General features: G+C 63.1%; 14 protein-coding genes. 8 read left to right on the top strand and 6 right to left on the bottom strand.

Translation table 11 applies throughout. The features are described 5' to 3' along the window. Positions 1–23 precede the first annotated feature (23 nt). On the bottom strand, positions 24–725 hold the full coding sequence (locus C4S68_RS05165) for a hypothetical protein (RefSeq protein ID WP_103931878.1): 702 nt from the start codon (positions 723–725) through the stop codon (positions 24–26). Between the two features lie 183 nt (positions 726–908). Here C4S68_RS05165 and C4S68_RS05160 point away from each other — a divergent pair, with 183 nt between their 5' ends. The 3 genes from C4S68_RS05160 to C4S68_RS05150 all read left to right on the top strand — a co-directional run bounded on the left by C4S68_RS05160 (position 909) and on the right by C4S68_RS05150 (position 4,295). Continuing rightward, positions 909–1,532 carry a DedA family protein gene (locus C4S68_RS05160; protein ID WP_103931877.1) on the top strand — a complete coding sequence of 208 codons (624 nt, stop codon included), beginning with the start codon at positions 909–911 and terminating at the stop codon, positions 1,530–1,532. Between the two features lie 352 nt (positions 1,533–1,884). Next, the gene (locus tag C4S68_RS05155) at positions 1,885–3,231 is read left to right on the top strand and encodes an inositol-3-phosphate synthase (RefSeq protein ID WP_103931876.1); all 1,347 of its coding nucleotides are present in this window, start codon (positions 1,885–1,887) and stop codon (positions 3,229–3,231) included. 227 nt (positions 3,232–3,458) lie between these two features. Continuing rightward, positions 3,459–4,295, top strand: coding sequence for a hypothetical protein (locus C4S68_RS05150; protein ID WP_103931875.1), 837 nt, complete (start codon positions 3,459–3,461; stop codon positions 4,293–4,295). On the opposite strand, the gene yihA is transcribed toward C4S68_RS05150, so the two are convergent. Continuing rightward, positions 4,252–4,866, bottom strand: a complete 615-nt coding sequence (yihA, locus tag C4S68_RS05145; RefSeq protein ID WP_103931874.1) for a ribosome biogenesis GTP-binding protein YihA/YsxC — start codon at positions 4,864–4,866, stop codon at positions 4,252–4,254. The genes C4S68_RS05150 and yihA overlap by 44 nt on opposite strands. A gap of 86 nt (positions 4,867–4,952) precedes the next feature. Here yihA and C4S68_RS05140 point away from each other — a divergent pair, with 86 nt between their 5' ends. From C4S68_RS05140 to glgX, 3 genes are all read left to right on the top strand, one after another. Continuing rightward, positions 4,953–6,098 (top strand): SIS domain-containing protein, encoded by a 1,146-nt coding sequence (locus C4S68_RS05140; protein WP_103931873.1) that lies wholly within the window; start codon positions 4,953–4,955, stop codon positions 6,096–6,098. Between the two features lie 99 nt (positions 6,099–6,197). Next, complete coding sequence (locus C4S68_RS05135; RefSeq protein ID WP_146072017.1) at positions 6,198–8,618, top strand: NHL domain-containing protein; 2,421 nt, start codon at positions 6,198–6,200, stop codon at positions 8,616–8,618. A 161-nt stretch (positions 8,619–8,779) separates the two neighbouring features. Next, a complete protein-coding gene (gene glgX / locus C4S68_RS05130; RefSeq protein WP_103931871.1) occupies positions 8,780–10,945 on the top strand; it encodes a glycogen debranching protein GlgX in 2,166 nt (721 codons plus the stop codon). 30 nt (positions 10,946–10,975) lie between these two features. On the opposite strand, the gene rfbG is transcribed toward glgX, so the two are convergent. Continuing rightward, on the bottom strand, positions 10,976–12,073 hold the full coding sequence (gene rfbG / locus C4S68_RS05125; protein ID WP_200821472.1) for a CDP-glucose 4,6-dehydratase: 1,098 nt from the start codon (positions 12,071–12,073) through the stop codon (positions 10,976–10,978). 27 nt (positions 12,074–12,100) lie between these two features. Further along, positions 12,101–13,528, bottom strand: a complete 1,428-nt coding sequence (locus C4S68_RS05120) for a M28 family metallopeptidase (protein WP_103931869.1) — start codon at positions 13,526–13,528, stop codon at positions 12,101–12,103. Positions 13,529–13,798: 270 nt separating this feature from the next. On the opposite strand from C4S68_RS05120, the gene C4S68_RS05115 reads away from it, so the two are divergent. Then, positions 13,799–16,321: a hypothetical protein gene (locus tag C4S68_RS05115; protein ID WP_146072016.1), complete on the top strand. Its 2,523-nt coding sequence runs from the start codon at positions 13,799–13,801 to the stop codon at positions 16,319–16,321. A gap of 6 nt (positions 16,322–16,327) precedes the next feature. Here C4S68_RS05115 and rfbF read toward each other — a convergent pair whose 3' ends face one another. Further along, a complete protein-coding gene (gene rfbF / locus C4S68_RS05110) occupies positions 16,328–17,098 on the bottom strand; it encodes a glucose-1-phosphate cytidylyltransferase (protein WP_103931867.1) in 771 nt (256 codons plus the stop codon). Positions 17,099–17,216: 118 nt separating this feature from the next. Here rfbF and rfbH point away from each other — a divergent pair, with 118 nt between their 5' ends. Then, positions 17,217–18,554, top strand: coding sequence for a lipopolysaccharide biosynthesis protein RfbH (gene rfbH / locus C4S68_RS05105; RefSeq protein WP_103931866.1), 1,338 nt, complete (start codon positions 17,217–17,219; stop codon positions 18,552–18,554). Between the two features lie 138 nt (positions 18,555–18,692). Here the strand turns inward: rfbH and C4S68_RS05100 are convergent, their stop codons facing one another. Continuing rightward, positions 18,693–20,117: a (Fe-S)-binding protein gene (locus tag C4S68_RS05100; RefSeq protein ID WP_235011362.1), complete on the bottom strand. Its 1,425-nt coding sequence runs from the start codon at positions 20,115–20,117 to the stop codon at positions 18,693–18,695. Position 20,118 lies beyond the last annotated feature (1 nt).

Here is a 20,118-nt window from a genome sequence, read left to right as displayed (position 1 = left end):
AACGAAGAGCGCGTGCCGGAAGCTCAGTGGCTGGCCTGTTGAGTGTCGCGGACTTCGTAGCCGGCGGGGACCTCAAACAGAGAGGCGTCCGGTCTCGAAAGTACAAGGTGCGTCACCCTCTGCGATTCGCGGGTACCGTGCAGCGAGTCCGTCGCCGTGTGTTCGAGCACGATGCCGAGATCAGGATCCGTCCAGTCCTCGACGATCTGCGTGTCGGTCTTTCCGTTGATGGTGAACGTGCGGGTGAATCGCTGACCGGGAACCTTGAGGATACCTGCGATCCTCTTTGCCGGTAGCGGTTCGGCGACCCAGCCGGCGCCCGGAGGCACATTCGTACCCGGGGCCACGTACCCCGCTGCGATCCCGCGCAGCACGGTGGCCTGCTTTGGCACTGCCATACAGATCACCATGGTCCGCTGCGCAGAATCGCGAACAGTGCTCGCCATTAGCTGGCCGCTGTCGTAAAAGCTGTCCGTGCGGACTCTCCCCGCATCATCGCGGAACTCGAGCACTTCGCGGCTGGAGTTGGTCTGTCCGGTGTCGGCCGGCGAGCCAGGTGCCCCGGAGACCATCACCGTCGCGATGTAAGGCTGATGGGCCCGCCCCCACACGGCCGGGTCGCGATCCGGTGGGATGACGGAGGTGGTCTCCGTCTGAAACGCCCGCGCTCCCAGGCTCGTGGCAGCGCCAAGCAGGGCGGCGAAGAAGAGCGAAGATCTCTGCATACAAGGCTCCTTCTACTGGTTCGATTTGTACCTGCGATCCGGTGAAACGTGGGGCCAACGCGTCGAGGCCCCTTACCGCAGGACTATACCACGCAGATCGGAGCCGAGGGCAGAATCGTTGGGCTCTCCAGGGGCCTCTTTGTTTGCAAACCGTGGCGGGGCTCCTCGTTATACTGGCCCAACATGAACAAGCTCATCGCGTTCCTGGCGGGTCTCAGTGTCGGCGGCAAGTACACGCTCGTCTTTCTCCTGATGGCGGTACAGTCCGCCTGCATTCCGATCCCGTCGGAGGTCATCATGCCGTTCGCTGGATCGGCGCTGGCGCACTCGCAGACGGACCTGATCGTGCTCGCGGTGCTGGCTTCCATTGCGTCCAACCTGGGGTCCATTCCGGCGTACTTCGTAGGCGCCAAGGGCGGACGTCCGCTGGTGGAGAAGTACGGCCGCTACCTGCTCTTGAGCCGTCGCGACATCGACATGGCAGACAAGTTCTTCCTCCGCTACGGCTCGCTGGCGGTCCTGCTCGGCCGCATGTTGCCCATCGTGCGGACGTTCATCGCGTTCCCGGCGGGTATCGCGAAGATGAACCAGGTGCGCTTCCACATCTACACCTTCCTCGGCTCGCTGCCGTGGTGCTACGCGCTGGCGTACTTCGGCATGAAGCTGGGCGACAAGTGGCAGACGGATCCGCGCTTCAAGGAGGTCTTCGCGCGCTTCCACGTCGCCGTCGAAGCGGCGATTGTGGTGGGTTTCGTGTGGTTCGTCTGGACGCACTGGAAGAACCGCGACGGGCATTCGGCGAGCTAAATCGACCGGGGGCGCGGGAAATCAACGTTAGCGGTGTCAATCGCAAAGAAGAGAGGGGCCGGACGCGCGAGCGACGGCCCCTTTTGACTGCAGGCGGCGACCACGAAAACCCCTATGAACAGCGCTTCTCCTCGCTTGCAGACGATGGGACTTCAATCTCCGGACTAACCCTCGTCCGCTTATCGCCGAGGTAGAGGTAATGCCGCGAAACCCTCATGAATCAAGGCCTTTCGTCAGTGTTCGGACGTTTCTCCATTACGTTACCGCTGTCTTGTAACGTGCGAACGCGTGCGGAATACTCGCAATGTCTGCGCATTTGCGCAAGTCCTCCAGAAGGGTACGCACACCGACAATGGCAACACCTGAAGCTGCGCAACCAAGCGCGGCGAGCATCACTCCTCACACTGGCAAACTTGGCATCATGATTCCCGGCATGGGCGCCGTTGCAACCACCCTCATCGCGGGTGTGGAAGCGATTCGCCGCGGCTACGCCAAGCCGATTGGCTCCATGTCGCAGATGGGCACCATCCGCCTGGGCAAACGCACGGACAACCGGACCCCGCTCATCAAGGACTTCGCTCCGCTGGCTCCGCTGGACGACCTGGTCTTCACCGGCTGGGACATCTTCGGCGGCAATCTGTACGACGCGGCGAAGACCGCCGCCGTGCTCGATCGCGACCAGCTCGATGCGATGAAGCCCTTCCTGGAGTCCATCGAGCCGATGCCCGCGGTCTTCGAGGAGCGCTACGTCAAGCGCCTCACGCCGAAGCACCAGAAGGTCGGCAAGAACAAGTGCGACCTCGCGAACCAGATTCGCAACGACATTGCGGAGTTCAAGGCGAAGTCCGGCACGGATCGCCAGGTGATGATCTGGTGCGGTTCGACCGAAATCTACATTGAGCAGAAGCCGGTGCACCAGACGCTGGAGGCCTTCGAGAAGGGGCTGACCGAGGACGATCCCGACATCTCGCCCTCGATGCTCTACGCCTGGGCTGCGCTCAAGGAGGGCATCCCGTTCGCGAACGGTGCACCGAACCTGACGGTGGACATTCCGGCGATGCGCGAGCTCTCGAAGAAGATGAACACGCCCATCTGCGGCAAGGACTTCAAGACCGGGCAGACGTTCATCAAGACCGTGTTGGCACCGGCCTTCAAGACGCGCCAGCTCGGCGTGGCCGGATGGTACTCGACCAACATCCTCGGCAACCGCGATGGTGAGGTGCTGGACGATCCCGATAACTTCAAGACCAAGGAGGTTTCGAAGCTGGGCGTGCTGGAGCACATCCTGCAGCCGGAGCTGAACCCCGACCTCTACGGCGACATGTACCACAAGGTGCGGATCAACTATTACCCGCCGCGCGGCGACAACAAGGAAGGCTGGGACAACATCGACATCTTCGGCTGGCTCGGATACCCGATGCAGCTCAAGGTGGACTTCCTGTGCCGCGACTCGATCCTTGCGGCTCCGCTGGCGCTGGACCTGTGTCTGTTCATGGATCTCGCGCAGCGCACGCCGAGTCTTCGCGGGTTGGGTATCCAGGAGTGGCTGAGCTTCTACTTCAAGGATCCCGATGCAGCCCCCGGCGTGTACCCCGAGCATGATCTCTTCATCCAGTCGATGAAGCTGAAGAACACGCTGCGGCACATCATGGGCGAGGATCTGATCACCCACCTGGGCCTCGACTACTACGGCGAGTAGATCGCCGAAAAAACATCAACCTTGACGGACGCACACCCGTCAATCGCGAAGGTCCCGCGCCAGGGGGGACCTTCGTTTTTTTTGCCGCGCCGTGTCTTGCCGCCGTCATTCTGAGTGAGCGGAGCGAGCGAAGAACCCCTGTATTTCGTGCGAATCCGCACGGTAGCGCTGGAATGCAAGCTCGCCGACACAGGAAAAATACAGGGGTTCCTCGTCTGCGGCTCGGAATGACGAGTGATGTGCAGACCGGTCTGGCAACTACAATCAATGCAGTGCAAGCTCCCGATCAACAGCTCCAGATTCTCCGCATCTACAACCGCCTCATCCAGCTCCGCGAGGACTGGGCTGGCGCGCTCGTCTTCTCGTGTGGCGCCGAAGCTCCCCGCAGCGGCCTCGCCCCAGCCGCGTCCATCGCCGGGGCTACCTCGCTACTGGTCGCCGAAGACGGCCACGAGATCAAGAAGACGCTTCGCCGCGGTGAGATCGACTTCGTCGTCAACACGCTCGACGAGGCGATTCGAACGCTTAAGAACGAGGTCCGGAAGAAGCGCCCGCTCAGCGTCGCTCTTATCGGAGACGTCGATGCCACGCTCGCCGAGATGATCGAGCGTGGGATTAAGCCGGATGTCTTTCTTGCCGGTGACGCGTACCCCGCAGCCGCGCAGGCTCTCATCGACAGTGGCGTGCCCCGCCTCAACGTGGTCCAGAGCTCAGCGGAGCCTTCTGCGCCCGCCGAGACGGCGCATGGCGAGCAGCTGCACGAGCTCTTCATCGCGACGAAGACTCCAACGAAACTCCGCGAAGCCGATGAGCGCATCCTGCGCATGCTGCCGAAGGACGAGACGGCGCGCCGCCGCTGGATAGAACGCGCCTCGCACTACCTGCGGTCGGCGTCTGAAGGGCGATGGGTGAATCTCACCGGAGGCGAGGCCTTCCTGCTTGAGTCCGAAGGCCTGAAGCTCCACGATGTCGGGCCGGTCGCGGTTGAACCGGAAGCCACGCCTTCATCCCCAAAGGACGCTACACCTGCGTCCCCTGCAGAATCGCAGCCCACAGAGCTTTGATGCCCGCGTCGGTCTTGGACGAGATGGCAATCACGTTCTCGACCTCGTGTGCCTTCTTCAGCACCGCGACTGACTTCGCCAGCTGGTTGTTGCTGAGCTTGTCGGCCTTCGTTCCGACGACCACGTAAGGCCGCTGCATCTGCTGCAGCGCATGGATCAGCTGCGTGTCGCTGGTCTGCGGCGGGATGTTGGTGTCGACGAGGCACAGGCAGAGTGCCAGCTCCTCGCGCTCCTGCAGGTAGGGCTCGATGAAGGTAGGCCACTCAGCCGAGATGGACTTCGAGATCTTGGCGTAACCGTAGCCGGGGAGATCCGCGAAGACCAGCTTCGGCGTGAAGGCGTGCTTCTGCGGCGTGCCTTCGTGCAGCGCGAAGAAGTTGATGGCGCGGGTGCGGCCCGGCGTGGAAGAGACCTTCGCCGCGGCCTCGCCGATGAGGCTGTTGAGCAGGGAACTCTTGCCCACATTGGAGCGGCCCAGGAACGCGACTTCGGGAGCGCCACCGGTTCGGGCGTCGTTGGGAAACTGCTCGGGCTTCATCGCCGAGAGGAGAAATTTTGCTGTGAACTGCATAGCCTTCCAGCTTATCCCTTTCCCGCATACAGGACACGCCCGCATCCGTGCCCAACACCTGCAATAATTTCAGGGAAAGGTAGTCCATGACCGAACAGAATCAGAACTTGGCGCACGCCCAGGGCTTCGAACATGCCATGCTGCGGGAGATCTACGAACAGCCCGCCGCTCTCGAGCGCACCCTCGATCACTATCTCGTCCAGAACACCCTCAAGCCCGAGGCCTTCGGTGGAGCAGCGGAGGTCTTCCGCGCCCACAAGGACCTCATCATCTCGGCCAGCGGCTCCAGCCGCCACGCCGGGCTCGCAGCTGAGATCATGCTCGAAGACACCGCCGGCCTCTCGGTCGATGTCGAGTATGCCAGCGAGTACATCACCCGTTCCACCAACACCAAGCGCGACCCGGCGGTGCTGGTCATCTCTCAGTCCGGAGAGACGGCGGACACGCTGGCGGCACTGCGTGAGGCCATCAAGCGTGGTCACCCAACGCTCGCCGTGACCAACGTTGCGACTTCGACCATGATGCGCGAGGCCAGCGTGGCCCTGCCCACCGAGGCTGGCGTTGAGAAGGCCATTCCCGCGACCAAGAGCTTCACCGCGCAGCTCGTGGTACTTCGCCTGCTGAGTCTTGTGGCTGCGGAGGCCCGTGGCGCGATCAGCGCGGACGAGCTGCAGGCTGCGATTGCCGCTCTGCGGGGCGTTCCCGCGGCCATCGGCGCGCAGCTCGATGGCTGGAGCGAAGCCACGAAGGCGCTCGCTGAGCGCTACCACGATGCGCGCACGCTGCTCTTCCTTGGCCGCGGCATCCACTACGCCATCGCCCGCGAAGGCGCGCTGAAGCTGAAGGAATCCTCGTACATCCACGCTGAAGGCTACCCTGCCGGCGAGCTGAAGCATGGGCCCAACGCGCTGGTCTCCGATGCCGTGCCGCTGGTCGTCATCGCGACCCACGACCCCAACGACGCGGAGTCGGAGGCGCGCTACGAGAAGACCCTGGCTCTGCTCGACGACATGCGCAAGCAGGGCGCCCGCACCATCGTCCTCGCCAACCGCGGCGATGAGGCTGTGCAAAAGGTCGCCTCCGACGTCATCGAAGTGGACGCAGCCAACGAGTACGTCCTGCCTATCCTGGAGGTCGTGCCGCTGCAGCTCTTCTCCTACTTCATGGCCATCCGCAACGGCGTCGACGTCGACCGCCCGCGCAACCTCGTCAAGTCCGTCGTCGTCGAGTAACCAGTCGAGTTGCAAATTGCTTGGTGCGAACTCCGGTTCGCGCTAGCATGACAGCGAAATCCTGTTTTCGAATCCGTTGCATTCCGCAGAGGAGGATTCGTGGCTGTTTCGTGGCTCCGGCGTGTGCGCGGCCATCGCTGGCTATGCTGCCTGCTGACGATGGTTTGCGCTGTCGCGCGCTCTTCCTGCGCGCAATCGACCGCGATGCCCCTGCGGCCCGCAGCCGTGGCTTACGACGCTGCGGGCAATGCGTACTTCGCTGACACCGATCGCAATCAGGTCTATGAATCGACCCTGGGCGGAACCTTGCTGGTCGTGGCAGGCAATGGCTCTCAGGGCTTCGCGGGAGACGGTGGCCCTGCCACCTCGGCTGCGCTGAACGCGCCGCAGGGCGTGGCCATTGGCCCGGCTGGCGAGATGTATATCGCCGACACCGGCAACCAGCGCATCCGCGTGGTGCAGTTGGGCACGATCTCGACCTTTGCGGGCAATGGGGTTCGTGGCTTCGCTGGCGATGGCGGCTCCGCAATCGCTGCCAGCCTCGCGTTACCGACTGCCCTCGCGCTCGACTCCAAGGGGGCACTGCTCGTCTGCGATACAGGCAACCAGCGCGTGCGGCGCATTAGCAACGGGATCGTCGCGACCGTGGCAGGGAACGGCACACAAGGGTTCGCTGGCGATGGGGCGTCAGCCACTGGGGCCGAACTCGACGGCCCCCAGGGCGTCGCTACATCGATCGATGGCCGCATCTTCATCGCCGACTCGCGTAACCATCGCATCCGGGTGATCGATGGCAATGGAAACATCACGACGCTGGCAGGCACTGGCGCGCGGGGCTACTCGGGTGACGGCAGCGCGGCGACTGCGGCGCAGCTCAACCTGCCGCGCGGTCTCGTGCTGACGTCTTCTGGTGTACTGGTCTTCGCCGACTCCGACAACCGCCGCATCCGGGCAATCAGCCCGGACGGCGTCATAACGACGCTGATCGGGTCAGGCACTCAGGGGGCGAGCGTGGAGGGAACCACAAGCCTCTCCGCGTGGCTCAATGCACCACGCGCCGTCGCTCTGTCGTCCCTTGGCGAGGTGACCTTCGCGGACACGGCGAACCGCTCCATTCAGCTGCAGGCCCAGACTCAGGTCCAGACGCAAGCCTCAGACGGCGTCTTCACCGCAGCGGCCCTCGTGCCTGCCCGGACCTCCACCGTCGCGCTGACGGGCCCGCAGAGCGCGGTCTATGGCCAATGGAGCGGGCAGGTCAGTGTCTCGGGAGGCGCCTCAACGCCGCTGGGCGCCGTCAGCCTCTCCGAAGCAGGAATCACCCTGAGCACGGGGTCGCTCACCCCGGGGTCGGCGAACTTTGACTTGACCGGTCTTTCTGTGGGGCGTCATGCCCTCATCGCGTCGTATGCAGGCGACGTTGTAAACCCGGCGGCCAGCAGTTCGCTACAGACGGTGAACATCACCACGGCTGCTCTGCTGGCGACGGCGAATGCAGTGTCGATGCTCTACGGCGAGCCTGTACCTCTGCTTGGCGGAACACTCACGGGCGTTCTGGCGCAGGACTCCGGCAACGTGGCTGTGTCCTTCGGCACGATGGCGACCACGCTCTCTCCGGTGGGGAGTTATCCGATCACTGCAAGCCTCAGCGGGTCGGCGGCAGCGAACTACACGGTCAGTCTTAGTCCTTCGTCCGGAACGTTGACGGTCGCGCAGGCGCCCTCGTTTACGAATCTCCCTGCACAAGCCAGCGGAAGCTACGCTGGCGAGCCTTTCGTCCTGCATGCCATTGTTGGCTCGACCACGAGCGGAACACCCACCGGCACAGTGAGCTTTCTCGACGCAGGCGCGACGGTCGCGCAAGCCGCGCTGGTAGCGGGCATCGCGTCCGCGAGCTATGCCACCGCCACTGCAGGCACCCATACGTTCACCGCGTCCTACAGTGGAGATTCGAACTTTCTTGGCAGTACCTCCGCGGCTCAGTCCATCGTCATCAGCGCTGTGCCGGACTTTACCGTCAGCTCGGCTGGCGCCACTTTGCAGACCGTTCCCGCGGGCTCTTCGGCAACCTATTCGTTGCTCGTCGGAGCGCAGCCCGCACCTTTTTCCGGTGTCGTCGCGATGAGCATCACGGGGTTGCCCACGGGAGCCGTCGCCACCTTCTCTCCGCCCGCGATCGTGCCCGGGGCGTCGAACGTCGGCGTCACCCTCACCATCACCACGCCGGTGCACGCCGAGCTGGTGCGACCTCATCCGCTGCCTGCGCCACTTTACGCGACAGCCCTTGCTCCGCTCCTCCTCTTTCGCCGCCGCCGTGCGAGGCTCCCGTTGCTGGGCTTCGCTTTGGCATGCCTCGTGTCGGTTCTGGTGGCGAGTCTCGGCGGCTGCGGCGCACGCACGGTCGCGCCGGCGACGAGCTCGTCAACCAGCGCAACCTACACGCTCATCGTGACTGGAACTGGAACCAACGTCGCTGGACAAGTTATCACCCACAGCCTGCCGCTCACTCTCGTCGTCGATTGACGAAGCTTCACACTGGCGCGGGCAACCTCTGGCAGAGTTGTGGAACTTCAGGCTACAGGCAGCTTTGCACAGGCCCACCGCATCTACACCCATGCGATGACGCTCAGCCCTGTACTCTCCGGGGGGAGCTACTTCAGCCCTTTCTGTACGAAGCGAGACCCATGCGACGCACTCTTCTGCCCGGCAAACCATACCCGCTGGGTGCGACACCCAGCTCCCACGGCACGAACTTCGCCATCTACTCCGAAAACGCCACCGGCGTGAACGTCTGCTTCTTCGATGAGCAGGGCAACCAGATCGATTGCGTCGCGCTGAAGGAGCGCACCGCCTTTGTCTGGCATGGATTCATCCGCGGCGTCAAGCCGGGGCAGCTGTACGGCTTTCGCGTCGACGGCCCATGGGAGCCGGAGAAGGGCCTGCGCTTCAACGCCGCAAAGCTCCTCGTCGATCCGTATGCAAAGTCAATCACAGGCGACGTCGATCACAAGGGGCCCGTGTATCCGTACGACGTCGCGTCGGGCGATGATCTGAAGATCGACACGCAGGACTCCGCGAAGTTTGTGCCCAAGAGCGTCGTCGTCGATTCCTACTTCGACTGGGCTGAGGATTGTCCTCCCGAGACTCCGATCGCCGACTCTGTCATCTACGAGACGCACGTCCGCGGCTTCTCGATCAGAAACCCCGACGTCCCCGAGAAGCTGCGCGGTACGTACGCGGGCCTGGCGCACGATGCCAGCATCTCGTACCTGAAGAAGCTCGGAGTGACCGCCGTCGAGCTGATGCCCGTGCATCACTTCATCGACGAAGGCAACCTCCTGGACAAGGGGCTGCGCGACTACTGGGGCTACAACACGCTGGGGTTCTTCGCTCCGATGGCCCGCTACAGTTCCAGCGGAGAGACGGGCGGCCAGGTTGTGGAGTTCAAAGAGATGGTGAAGCGCCTGCACCAGGAGGGTATCGAGGTCATTCTCGACGTGGTTTATAACCACACCTGCGAAGGCAATGAGTTCGGCCCCATGGTCTCGCTCAAGGGCGCCGACAACACCACCTACTACCGCACCGTCGCCGATACACCGCGCCATTACATGGACTACACCGGCACGGGCAACACGCTGAACGCGTACAGCCCTCAGGTGCTCAAGCTCATCATGGACAGCCTGCGCTACTGGGTGACGGAGATGCACGTCGATGGCTTCCGCTTCGATCTTGCGTCCACGCTAGCCCGCGAGTTCCACGATGTGAACAAGCTCGGCGCCTTCTTCGACATCATTCACCAGGATCCGATCATTGCGGACGTGAAGCTCATCGCCGAGCCGTGGGATGTCGGCGAAGGCGGCTACCAGGTAGGGAACTTCCCCGTGTTGTGGGCGGAGTGGAACGGCAAATACCGCGACACCGTTCGCCGCTTCTGGAAGGGGGACAGTGGCGTGCTTGCGGACTTCGCGTACCGTCTCACGGGATCAAGCGATCTATACCAGTCCGATGGGCGCACGCCTTCGGCGTCGATCAACTTCATCACCGCACACGATGGCTTTACGCTCTGCGACCTCGTGAGCTACAACGAGAAGCACAACGAGGCCAACGGTGAAAACAATAACGATGGCAACAGCAATAACGACAGCTGGAACATGGGCGCTGAAGGTCCCACCGAGGATGAAGCAATCAACGCGCTTCGCGAGCGCCAGACGCGAAACTTCCTCGCCACGCTGCTATTGAGCCAAGGGGTTCCCATGATCTCCGGCGGGGATGAGATCGCCCGCTCGCAGCGTGGCAATAACAACGGCTACTGCCAGGACAACGAGCTGAGCTGGCACGACTGGAAGCTCGACGAGCCCCGTCATCGACTGCTGGAGTTCACCTCGCGGCTCATTCAGCTTCGCCGCGAGCACCCCAATCTCCATCGTCGCCGATTCTTTCAGGACCGCAAGATCCGTGGCTCTGTGGTGCGCGACGTAGCCTGGTACGGGACAGACGGCAAAGAGGTCTCCGACGAGGTGTGGAACGAAGATTGGAGCAAGTCCATCGGGGTGCTCCTCAACGGCCGCACGCTCGACGTGACGGACGAGGAGGGCGAGGCCGTGGTCGATTGCAGCTTCCTCATCCTCGTCAATGCGGCCCCGGATGGCGTGAACTACGTCCTGCCCGACCCGCCGAACAAGACTCCCTGGCGCCAGGTTCTCGACACCGAGAACATCGCAGACCCGTTCTATGAGACCGAGGTCCACGATCAGGTGATCCTCGGTGGCCGCACCATCCGTGTCTATAGCGATGGCGTGGAAGCGTCCGCCAAGGCACCGAGCAAGACACGCCCGGCCAAGACCCTCTAACCAACCTCGAAGCCACAACGGCGGGCGCGGTTATGCGCCCGCCATCAGCTCTTCGTACGCTACGATCTGCTCGAGTGTCACGTGCTGCAGATCCGCGCCCTGCTGCGAGGCTTTGTACCAGGTCACCAGCCACTCCAGCGCCTCCTGTAGACGAAGCCGCGGCCGCCAGCCCAGCTCGGCTCGGGCACGGCTGGCGTCCAGCTTCAGGAAGCCTGCCTCGTGTACGCCAGGGTCTTGATCGAGCACCCAGCTTGCGCCGTCGCCCCAGAACGTCACCATGCGCTCCACGATCCAGCTGACCGGCTGCGCATCGTCATCGAACGGCCCGAAGTTATAGGCCGTCGCATAGCGTGCGGGATCGCTCGACAGCAGCTTCTCCGCAAGCTGGATGTACCCAGCCAGCGGCTCCAGCACATGCTGCCACGGGCGAATCGCATCGGGCCTGCGGATGAGTACCGGCTCACCCTTGAGGAAACCGCGCACCAGGTCGGGGATGAGCCGGTCGGTCGACCAGTCGCCACCGCCAATGACATTGCCGGCACGAGCCGTCGCTACCGCGCAGCCGTGTTCGCCAAGCTTCGCTACAGGGAAGAAGCTCTGCCGGAACGCCGAAGAGACAAGCTCCGCGCAGGCCTTCGAGGCGGAGTAGGGATCGTAACCGCCCAGCGGATCGCTCTCGCGATAGCCCCACAGCCACTCTTTGTTCTCGTAACACTTGTCGGTCGTCACGCTCACGACCGCACGCACCGAAGGCGTTCGCCGCACCGCATCCAGCACCCGTGCGGTGCCGATGACGTTGGTCTCGAAGGTGCCGATCGGGTCCGTATACGAGAGCCGCACCAGCGGCTGCGCAGCCATGTGGAAGACCACCTCGGGAGCGAACTCCGTCAGCGCATGCTCCAGTGTCGCCGCATCGCGAATGTCGCCGCGCACATCGTCGATCACCGAGCCGATATTGGCCTGCTCGAATAGACTCGGCGTGGTCCATGGATCGAGCGCATAGCCGCGCACGACCGCGCCCTTCGACGCGAGCCACAGCGAAAGCCATCCACCCTTGAAACCGGTGTGCCCGGTGATGAAGACACGTTTGCCTTGCCAGAACGAAGCGTTGACCATCGTGACTAGCATAAGCCAACGGGATCAGGCATTCGAGAACTACGGCTGACGACGCTCCGGCAGTGGCGGCACGGCCTGGCTGCAATGGCCTGCGGCGTCGCAGGCTTCCACGCCGAAGAACACGTTGTCCTTGGACACAGGCACGTTGATCTCGGTCTTCTCGGTCGTGGTGTAGCGCTGCCAGTCGTTGGCTGTCGTATCGCGCCACAGCACGCGATAGACCGGCGTTGCGCTGGTCGATGCGGGTGCGCTCCACTTCAGCAGCGTGTTGTTGTCGAGGTTAGTGGTCAGCACCTTGACGTCCTGTGGCATGCCCGGCGAGGACGCCAGCGAGGCCAGCGTCGCCATATTCAGCCGCGCCACGTTGGCGATGTAGCTGAAGTCGTCGAACTTCAGCAGGTCGCCATACTCCTTGCCGTCTTCCACCCGAACCTTCTGGTGCTGATGCGCATAGTTCTCGCGCCACTCGGTAAAGCGAACCGCAGGGAAGTCCAGCGCCGAGAAGCTCGAGTGATCGCCGCCGCGCAGGAAGCGGTCGAGCCGCAGCTCCATGACGGCGGTGAACGCTGTGGACGTGTGCGGAAAGTAGCTGCGGTCGGTCTCCAGCACATACCGCGCCAACTCGCGCGAGCCCGAGTCGTTGTCCAGCCCGATCGACAGGTCACGCGCGATGATGTCCGCCGGGTCCTTCGGATTGATGCCCTGGGAGAACACCCGCACCAGCGACTTGTTCTGCAATGTCTCGCCGGGCGTGGTGTCTCCACCCACGATGTCGTTGTTCAGCACGCCCTCCAGCTGCCAGCCCTCTTTCTTCGCGAGCTCGGCGAGATGCTTGCTGCCGTTCAGCCCCTGCTCTTCGCCTGCGACCGTGACGAAGACCAGCGTCGCTGGGAACTTGTACTTCGAAAGCACGCGCGCAGACTCCAGCGACACCGCTGTGCCCGAGGTGTCGTCGTTCGCTCCGGGAGCAGGGCTATGCGTGTCCATCACATCGCCCACGCGCGTGTCGTAGTGGCCCGTCACGAGATACATCCGCTTCGCCGCGGTGGGGTCGGTGCCCTTCAGGATCGCGTAGACATTGCGCAGACGCGTCGGCTCGACGATGCGCGCGGCGCGTCCCTTGCCAGCAGGCTCGATGAAGTCATCGACCTTGACTTCGAGGCAATGATCGCAACCCTCGCTGATGGCATGGAACTGCGCTTCGATCCACTCCGAAGCAGCGATGATGCCGGTGTTCGGCGGAAGGTCCTTCGTCACCGAAGAGATCGTGCTGCGGTTGTTGAATGCGATCAGAGACTCGATGGTCTTGCGGATGCGCACCGGCGAGACCTCACGCAGAGCCTTCACCACCTGTGGGTCCGTCTTGTCGCCGACGAAGGGCTTGCCATACACAAGCGAGTCGCGCTGCGCGAACGCAATTGTTGGAAGCAGCAGGCAGCACGCAATCCCAATCCGCAAAACCTTCATCGATCCTCCTGAAACCCATCCCCGCACATGACTCTCCCATCGCGATATGGCCGAAGCTACCCGGAGGCTACCTGTCTGTGGAGATTCTCCATCGGAGACGCGGCAGAGCACGGAAAGGACGCATCGGCCTTGAAGCGGCTAAGGTTACGGGGTGGACCGGACCAGCATAGCTCCCCACAGACGGAATTGTCTTCGGGTTCGTTTTGGGTGTGCCGCAACCCCCGCGGGGCGGTACGTCGTCTAACGCCCTGTATGCGATTCCAAGCTGCAGTGAAAGCCTCCTCACTCGTCCTCCTGGCTCTTGGCCTCGTACCGCAACTGTGGGCAGATGACGAGGCGCGCTTCAATCTTGAGGGGCCGAAGATCTCCGTGCGCGTCACGCGCGGCACCATCACGCTGCCGATCGCAGAGGTTCCCAACCTCGTGGCGGGAGACAAGCTGTGGGTGAAGGCTAACCTGCCCGAGACGCAGCGCAACCACCTCGTGCTGGTCGTCGCCTTCCTGCGCGGCACCACCAACGAGCCCCCCGACAACTGGTTCACCGAGATCGACACCTGGGACAAGAAGTTCCGCGAGGGCTCGACCGTCGTCGTCCCGCAAGGCGCCGAGCAGGCGCTGATGTTCATTGCGCCCGAGACCGGTGGCGACTTCAAGACCCTACGCGGCGCTGTGCGCGGTCGCCCCGGCCTTTTTATCCGCGCTGACGCCGACCTCAACGAAGCCTCCTTCGAGCAGCAGCGCATCGAGCACTATCTTGCCGCCATGAAAGAAGCTCCGCAGGGCGACGCCAAGTCCATCCAGGAACACTCGACCAAGCTCGCCGCCACCCTGGAGCTCAAGCCGGATGACAAGTGCTTCAAGGAGCCGGTCGAGTCGCAGGTAACGTGCCTGACGCAGTCCAGCGCTCCGCTGCTGCTCAATGACGGCCACGGCATGGGAGTTGCCGAGGCGCTGTCCTCGGGGCCGTCCTCGGACTTCATCAACCAGGCCTCCTATACGCAGCCCGTGGGGGCGGGGTTATATTCGGCCTACGTCGGCGCGGTCGTCGACCTTGTCCATCTCGTCAGCCTGCTGAAGACTGCACAGTTCCAGTACATTCCCGGGCTCGCGTTCCCGCAGAATGAGGTCCTGAACCTGAAGCTGAACGCTCCTCCATCGTTCATCAATCCCAAGACGGTGATCGTCATTGGGCTCCCCGCGATTCAGAAGGCCAAGCTGCCGCCGCTCCATCCGCATGATGCCAACGAGGTCGCGTGCCTGCTCAATCCGAAGATGGTGCTACCGGTGGAGGGAGCTCCGCTCGTCTTCTCCACCAGCTTCGCGCATGACCTCGTGCTGCACCTCAATCGCACCGGAACGCCCGACGACATGCCTCTGCGCGCCGATGCCTACGAAGGTGGCCTCGTGATCGCCAAGGAGCCCGCACGCAAGCAGCTTGATCCGTTGAAGCAGGACGAAGCTCCCAAGGGCACGCCGAAGATCGGCTCCGCTTCCGACCTCGCCATCACCGGCACCATCGAGGGCTACTGGGGTTTCGATCACTTCACCGGGCCTACCATCACGCTGCAGCAGAAGGACGGCGGCGGCTGGAAGATCGCAGGCGACACGCAGCCGCTCGCCGGTGCGGAAAGCCACCTCAAGCTCACCGCCGATGGCACGGGTTGCGTTGAGCACATCGCTCTCGCAACCGAGAAGGCCAAGGACGTCGACGTGTCCTTTACTCCCGCGAAGGGAGGCGACGGCAAGGAAGCGAAGAACACGCTGGATATTGCGGTCTCGCTCAAGGGCGCCTCGCCCGGCGGCTACGCGCTGGGGATTCGTCAGTATGGCGACGCCAACGAAGAGAAGGTGCCGCTGACGGCGTACGACGCGGCAATTCATCTCGACTCGCTGAAGATTCATGCCGGAGACAAGACCGCAATTCTCGCAGGTAAGGGCCTGGGCGACATCGTCTCGGTGGAGGTGAGCGGGCAGACCTTTACGCCGGAGGGAGCTGCAGGCAACGATGGCACGCTGACTCTGGCCGCGAAGGAAGCTGCTTCGCCCAAGGATGGGAGCGACGCGAAGGCCAAGCTGAAAGATGGTCGCCAACTCACCGTAAAGGTGTCGGTTGAAGCGGCGCGTCCTACGCTCGCACTGCTGTCTATGACCAGCGCTCAAAGGGACGAGCAGGGCATTGTGCCGGTCAAGGTGGACTCCAAGGAGGCCATACCGCTCGACGGCACGCTGCACTTTGTCGTGCAGACGAAGGCGGTTTTCCCGCGTACGCAGATGGTTGAAGTTGCCACGGCCGATGGTTCGGTCACCACGAAGCTGTCTCTCGCGCAGGGCAATCTCGTGTTGCAGGACGACCACACCGCCGTCGCTACGCTCGATCCTTCGAAGGCGTTCGGCGCTTCAGCCTTCGGTCCTCTCGCGATGCGTCCTGTCTCATCGGACGGAACTGCGGGGGACTGGACGCGCCTTGGGGTCCTGGTTCGTTCGCCGCAGATCACTGGCGTGGACTGTGCCGTGGGATCGGCCTCCTGCACCGTGCATGGGCACAATCTGTTCTTTGCCGCAGCCTTCAGCGCGGATAAGGATTTCGCCCATCCCACGCAGGTGCCAACCGGGTTTGCCGACGAGTCGTTGCAGGTTCCAGTGCCCACCGATGGCAGTACGCTCTACGTGCACCTGCGCGACGATCCTTCGGCGGAGGCGGAGTTGACGCTGCCCAATCCCGTCAAGCCGGCAGTGGCGGCTACGACGCAGTCAAGCGCTGCAGCGCCGCCTGTACCGAATCCTAGGCCCTGATTCGAGCTACCAGGTCTTCCACGGAGCCTTCCCACTCGCCCAAAGCGACTCCAGGTGCTGCTTGTCGCGGAGGGTATCCATCGCCTGCCAGAAACCGTGGTGGAAGAAGGCCTGCACCTCGCCCGCGGTCACCAGCTTCTCGATGGGCTCGCGCTCGAACATCTGCAGATCATCGGTCACCGCATCGATGGCCTTCGGGCTCAGCACGAAGAAGCCGCCGTTGATCCAGCCACCCTCGTCCCTTGGCTTCTCCTGGAAGTTATAGATCGTGGTGTCCTTGATGCCCAGCGCGCCGAAGCGTGCCATCGGCTGCACGCTGGTCAGCGTGACGGCCTTGCCGTGCTGCTTGTGGAACGCAATCGATGCGGTGATGTCGACATTCGCGACGCCATCGCCATAGGTCATGCAGAAGGACTCTTCGCCTTCCAGGTACTTTGCCACGCGTCGCAGCCGGCCGCCCGTGCCGGAGTCTGCGCCGGTGTCCACCAGCGTCACGCGCCAGGGCTCCGCCACGCTGTTATGGACCGTCATCTTGTTCTCGTGCATGTCGAAGGTCACATCCGACGTATGCAGGAAGTAGTTCGCGAAGAACTCCTTGATGATGTAGCCCTTGTATCCGCAGCAGATCACGAAGTCGTTGATGCCATGCTGCGAGTAGATCTTGAGGATGTGCCACAGGATCGGCCGCCCGCCGATCTCCACCATCGGCTTGGGGCGCAGCGAGGTCTCTTCCGCGATCCGCGTGCCGAGTCCACCTGCGAGGATGACTGCCTTCATCGGATTCCACTTCCTTTTGTCCGCCAACTGCCGGTGGTTGGATGCAACACGGCCCGCCGGCGTCAGCTTCGCTCCATGATACCCGTTGGAACCAAAGCGCTTTGCTATCCTTAAACCAATGAACGAGCGCGCCGAACAGCTCCGTCAACAGATCCTTCAACTCACCGCCGAATATCACCAGGAAGCCTTCGCCCCGCGCACGTTCGTTCCCGGCAGCTCGGCTGTTCCCGTCTCGGGCAAGGTCATCGATGCCGCCGACATGAGCGCCGTGGTCGACTCCGCGCTTGATGGCTGGTTCACCACCGGCCGCTGGGCCAAGGAGTTCGAGCGCAAGCTGGCGAAGTTCATTGGCGTGCGATCAGCCTCGCTGGTCAACTCGGGCTCCAGCGCCAACCTCGTCGCGCTCAGCGCCCTCACCTCGCCCAAGCTTGGCGACCGCGCGCTGAAGCCCGGTGACGAGGTCATCACCGTCGCTGCGGGCTTTCCGACGACGGTCAATCCGATCTTCCAGAACCGCCTCGTTCCCGTCTTCATCGACGTCTCACTGCCAACCTACGAGATCGACGTGACGAAGCTTGAAGCCGCGCGCAGCGAGAAGACCCGCGCCGTCATGATCGCGCACACCCTCGGCAATGTTTTCGATCTCGACGCCATCACGGAGTTCTGCCGCAAGTACAACCTCTGGCTTGTCGAGGATTGCTGCGATGCGCTCGGCTCCACGTGGAAGGGCCGCAAGGTGGGCACCTTCGGCGACATCGCGACGATCAGCTTCTATCCCGCGCACCACATCACCATGGGTGAAGGCGGCGCTGTGCTCACCGATAAGCCGCTGCTGCAGACCCTCATCGACAGCTTCCGCGACTGGGGCCGCGATTGCTGGTGCGAGCCCGGCGTGGACAACACCTGCGGCAAGCGCTTCAGCTGGCAGCTCGGCTCGTTGCCGTGCGGCTACGACCACAAGTACACGTACTCGCACATCGGCTACAACCTGAAAGCGACGGACATGCAGGCCGCGCTCGGCGTGCGCCAGATGGACAAGCTCGAGCACTTCATCGAGCGCCGCAAAGCCAACTTCATCTACCTGAAGAACGCGCTCGCTCCGCTCGAAGAGTTCCTCATCCTGCCCGAGGCCACGCCCAACTCCGACCCCAGCTGGTTCGGCTTTCCCATCGCCGTCAAGCCCGGCGCACCGTTCAAGCGCGATCAGCTGACGATGGCGCTGGAGGCTGCGAAGATCGGCACGCGCAACATCTTCGCGGGCAATCTCGTGCGCCAGCCCGCCTATGAGGGCTGGGAGTATCGCGTCGTCGGCGACCTCACCAACACCGACTTCGTGATGAACAACGTCTTCTGGATCGGCGTCTATCCCGGCCTCACCAACGAGATGCTCGACTACATCGCGAAGACCGCGACCGAGTTCATCGCCAACGCGAAGACCGGCCTGGTTGTTGCATAGCGTCTCGATCTGTGCGCTCGAAACTCAAAGCCCGACACTCACAACTCGATCAGGCGTTTTTCTCTCGCTTTATCAGCGGTGACAGAGGACAACGATAGGTCGAGTTGTGGGTGTCGGGTCATCGTTTGTGAGTCTAGCTTAGACATCCAGCGACCGCTTGCCGTGCAGCAGCTGCTCCACGCTGAGGCCGCGAATCGAAGCATCGACGAGCTCAACCATGTGAAACGCAGGCAGCTCCGCCTCGCCTCGCCTCCGCAAGGAACTCATGATCTGCAGTAGGCAGCCGGGGTTCGCGCTCACCACCGCCTGCACGTTGACGCTGAGCATCTGCTCCGCCTTGATGTCGCCCAGCTGTTCCGCGCTCTCAGGATGCAGCAGGTTGTAGACTCCCGCTGAACCACAGCACAGGTTCGGGTCCGGAAGCTCCACCACCTCCAGCCCCGCGATGCGTGCGAGCACCTTGCGCGGCTCCGCGAAGACCTGCTGCGCATGACGCAGGTGGCAGGCATCGTGATACACGATGCGCAACGGCAACGGATGCCGCCGATTCACCGGCTCATGCTCCGCCAGGATCTCGCTGATGTCCTTGCAGCGCGCAGAGAACGCGGCTGCACGAGCGGCCCAGGTTGGATCGTCGCGCAGCAGGTGGCCGTACTCCTTCATCGTGCTGCCGCAGCCCGCGGAGTTGATCACGATCGTATCCACGCCTGCGTGCTCAAAGACGGCGATCATCTGCTTCGCGTGAGCCGCAGCCGACTCCTCCAGCCCTGTATGCATCGCCAGCGCACCGCAGCACTCCTGCTCCTGCGGAATCACAACCTCAAAGCCTTCCGCCGCCAGGACACGCGCCGTCGCGGCATTCACATGCGAGAAGTACGCGCTCTGCACGCAGCCGGAGAGCATGCCCACGCGGCCACGCTTGTGGCTCTTTGCAGACACCTCCGCGGGCAGCGAGTAGAACGGGTTCAGCGGCACCACAGGCAACAGGTTTTCCATCGCGGAGAGCCGCTTCGGCAGCAGATTCAACACGCCGCTCGCGCGCACCAGCGTCTGCAGTCCGCTACGCTGATAGATCGCCAGCGGTATGCCCATGATCTTCAGCCGGTTCTTGTGTGGGAAGGTCGCGAACAACATCTGCCGATACAGCCGGTCCAGCGGCGGACGCTCCGTGTGCCGCTCCACCTGGCCGCGCGTGTCCTCGATCAGCTTGTTGTACTGCACGCCCGAAGGACACGCCGTCATGCAGGCCATGCAGCCCAGGCAGTTGTCCATGTGCAGCTGGAAGTTCGCATCCAGCGGAGCTTCGCCCAGCGCACCTTTGCGCATCATCCAGATGCGACCCCGAGGCGAATCCATCTCCTCGTTCCACAGCGCATACGTAGGGCATGCGGGCAGGCAGAAACCGCAGTGAACGCATTGGTCCATCAGCCCCATCTCGGGCGCGTGATGCGCATCGAAGGCGCTCTTCGTGCTCCCGCCCAACTGCACAAGCTCCTGCAACACGCTCTGCGGCGCAAGCCCGATGGCATCAGCGGAAGGAAGCGGATTGGAGTTCGTGCTCACG

The organism is Bryocella elongata (assembly GCF_900108185.1).
GTDB lineage: Bacteria > Acidobacteriota > Terriglobia > Terriglobales > Acidobacteriaceae > Granulicella > Granulicella elongata.
The sequence above is the reverse complement of the archived record's forward strand: the minus strand, read 5'-3'. Positions and strand labels throughout refer to the sequence as shown.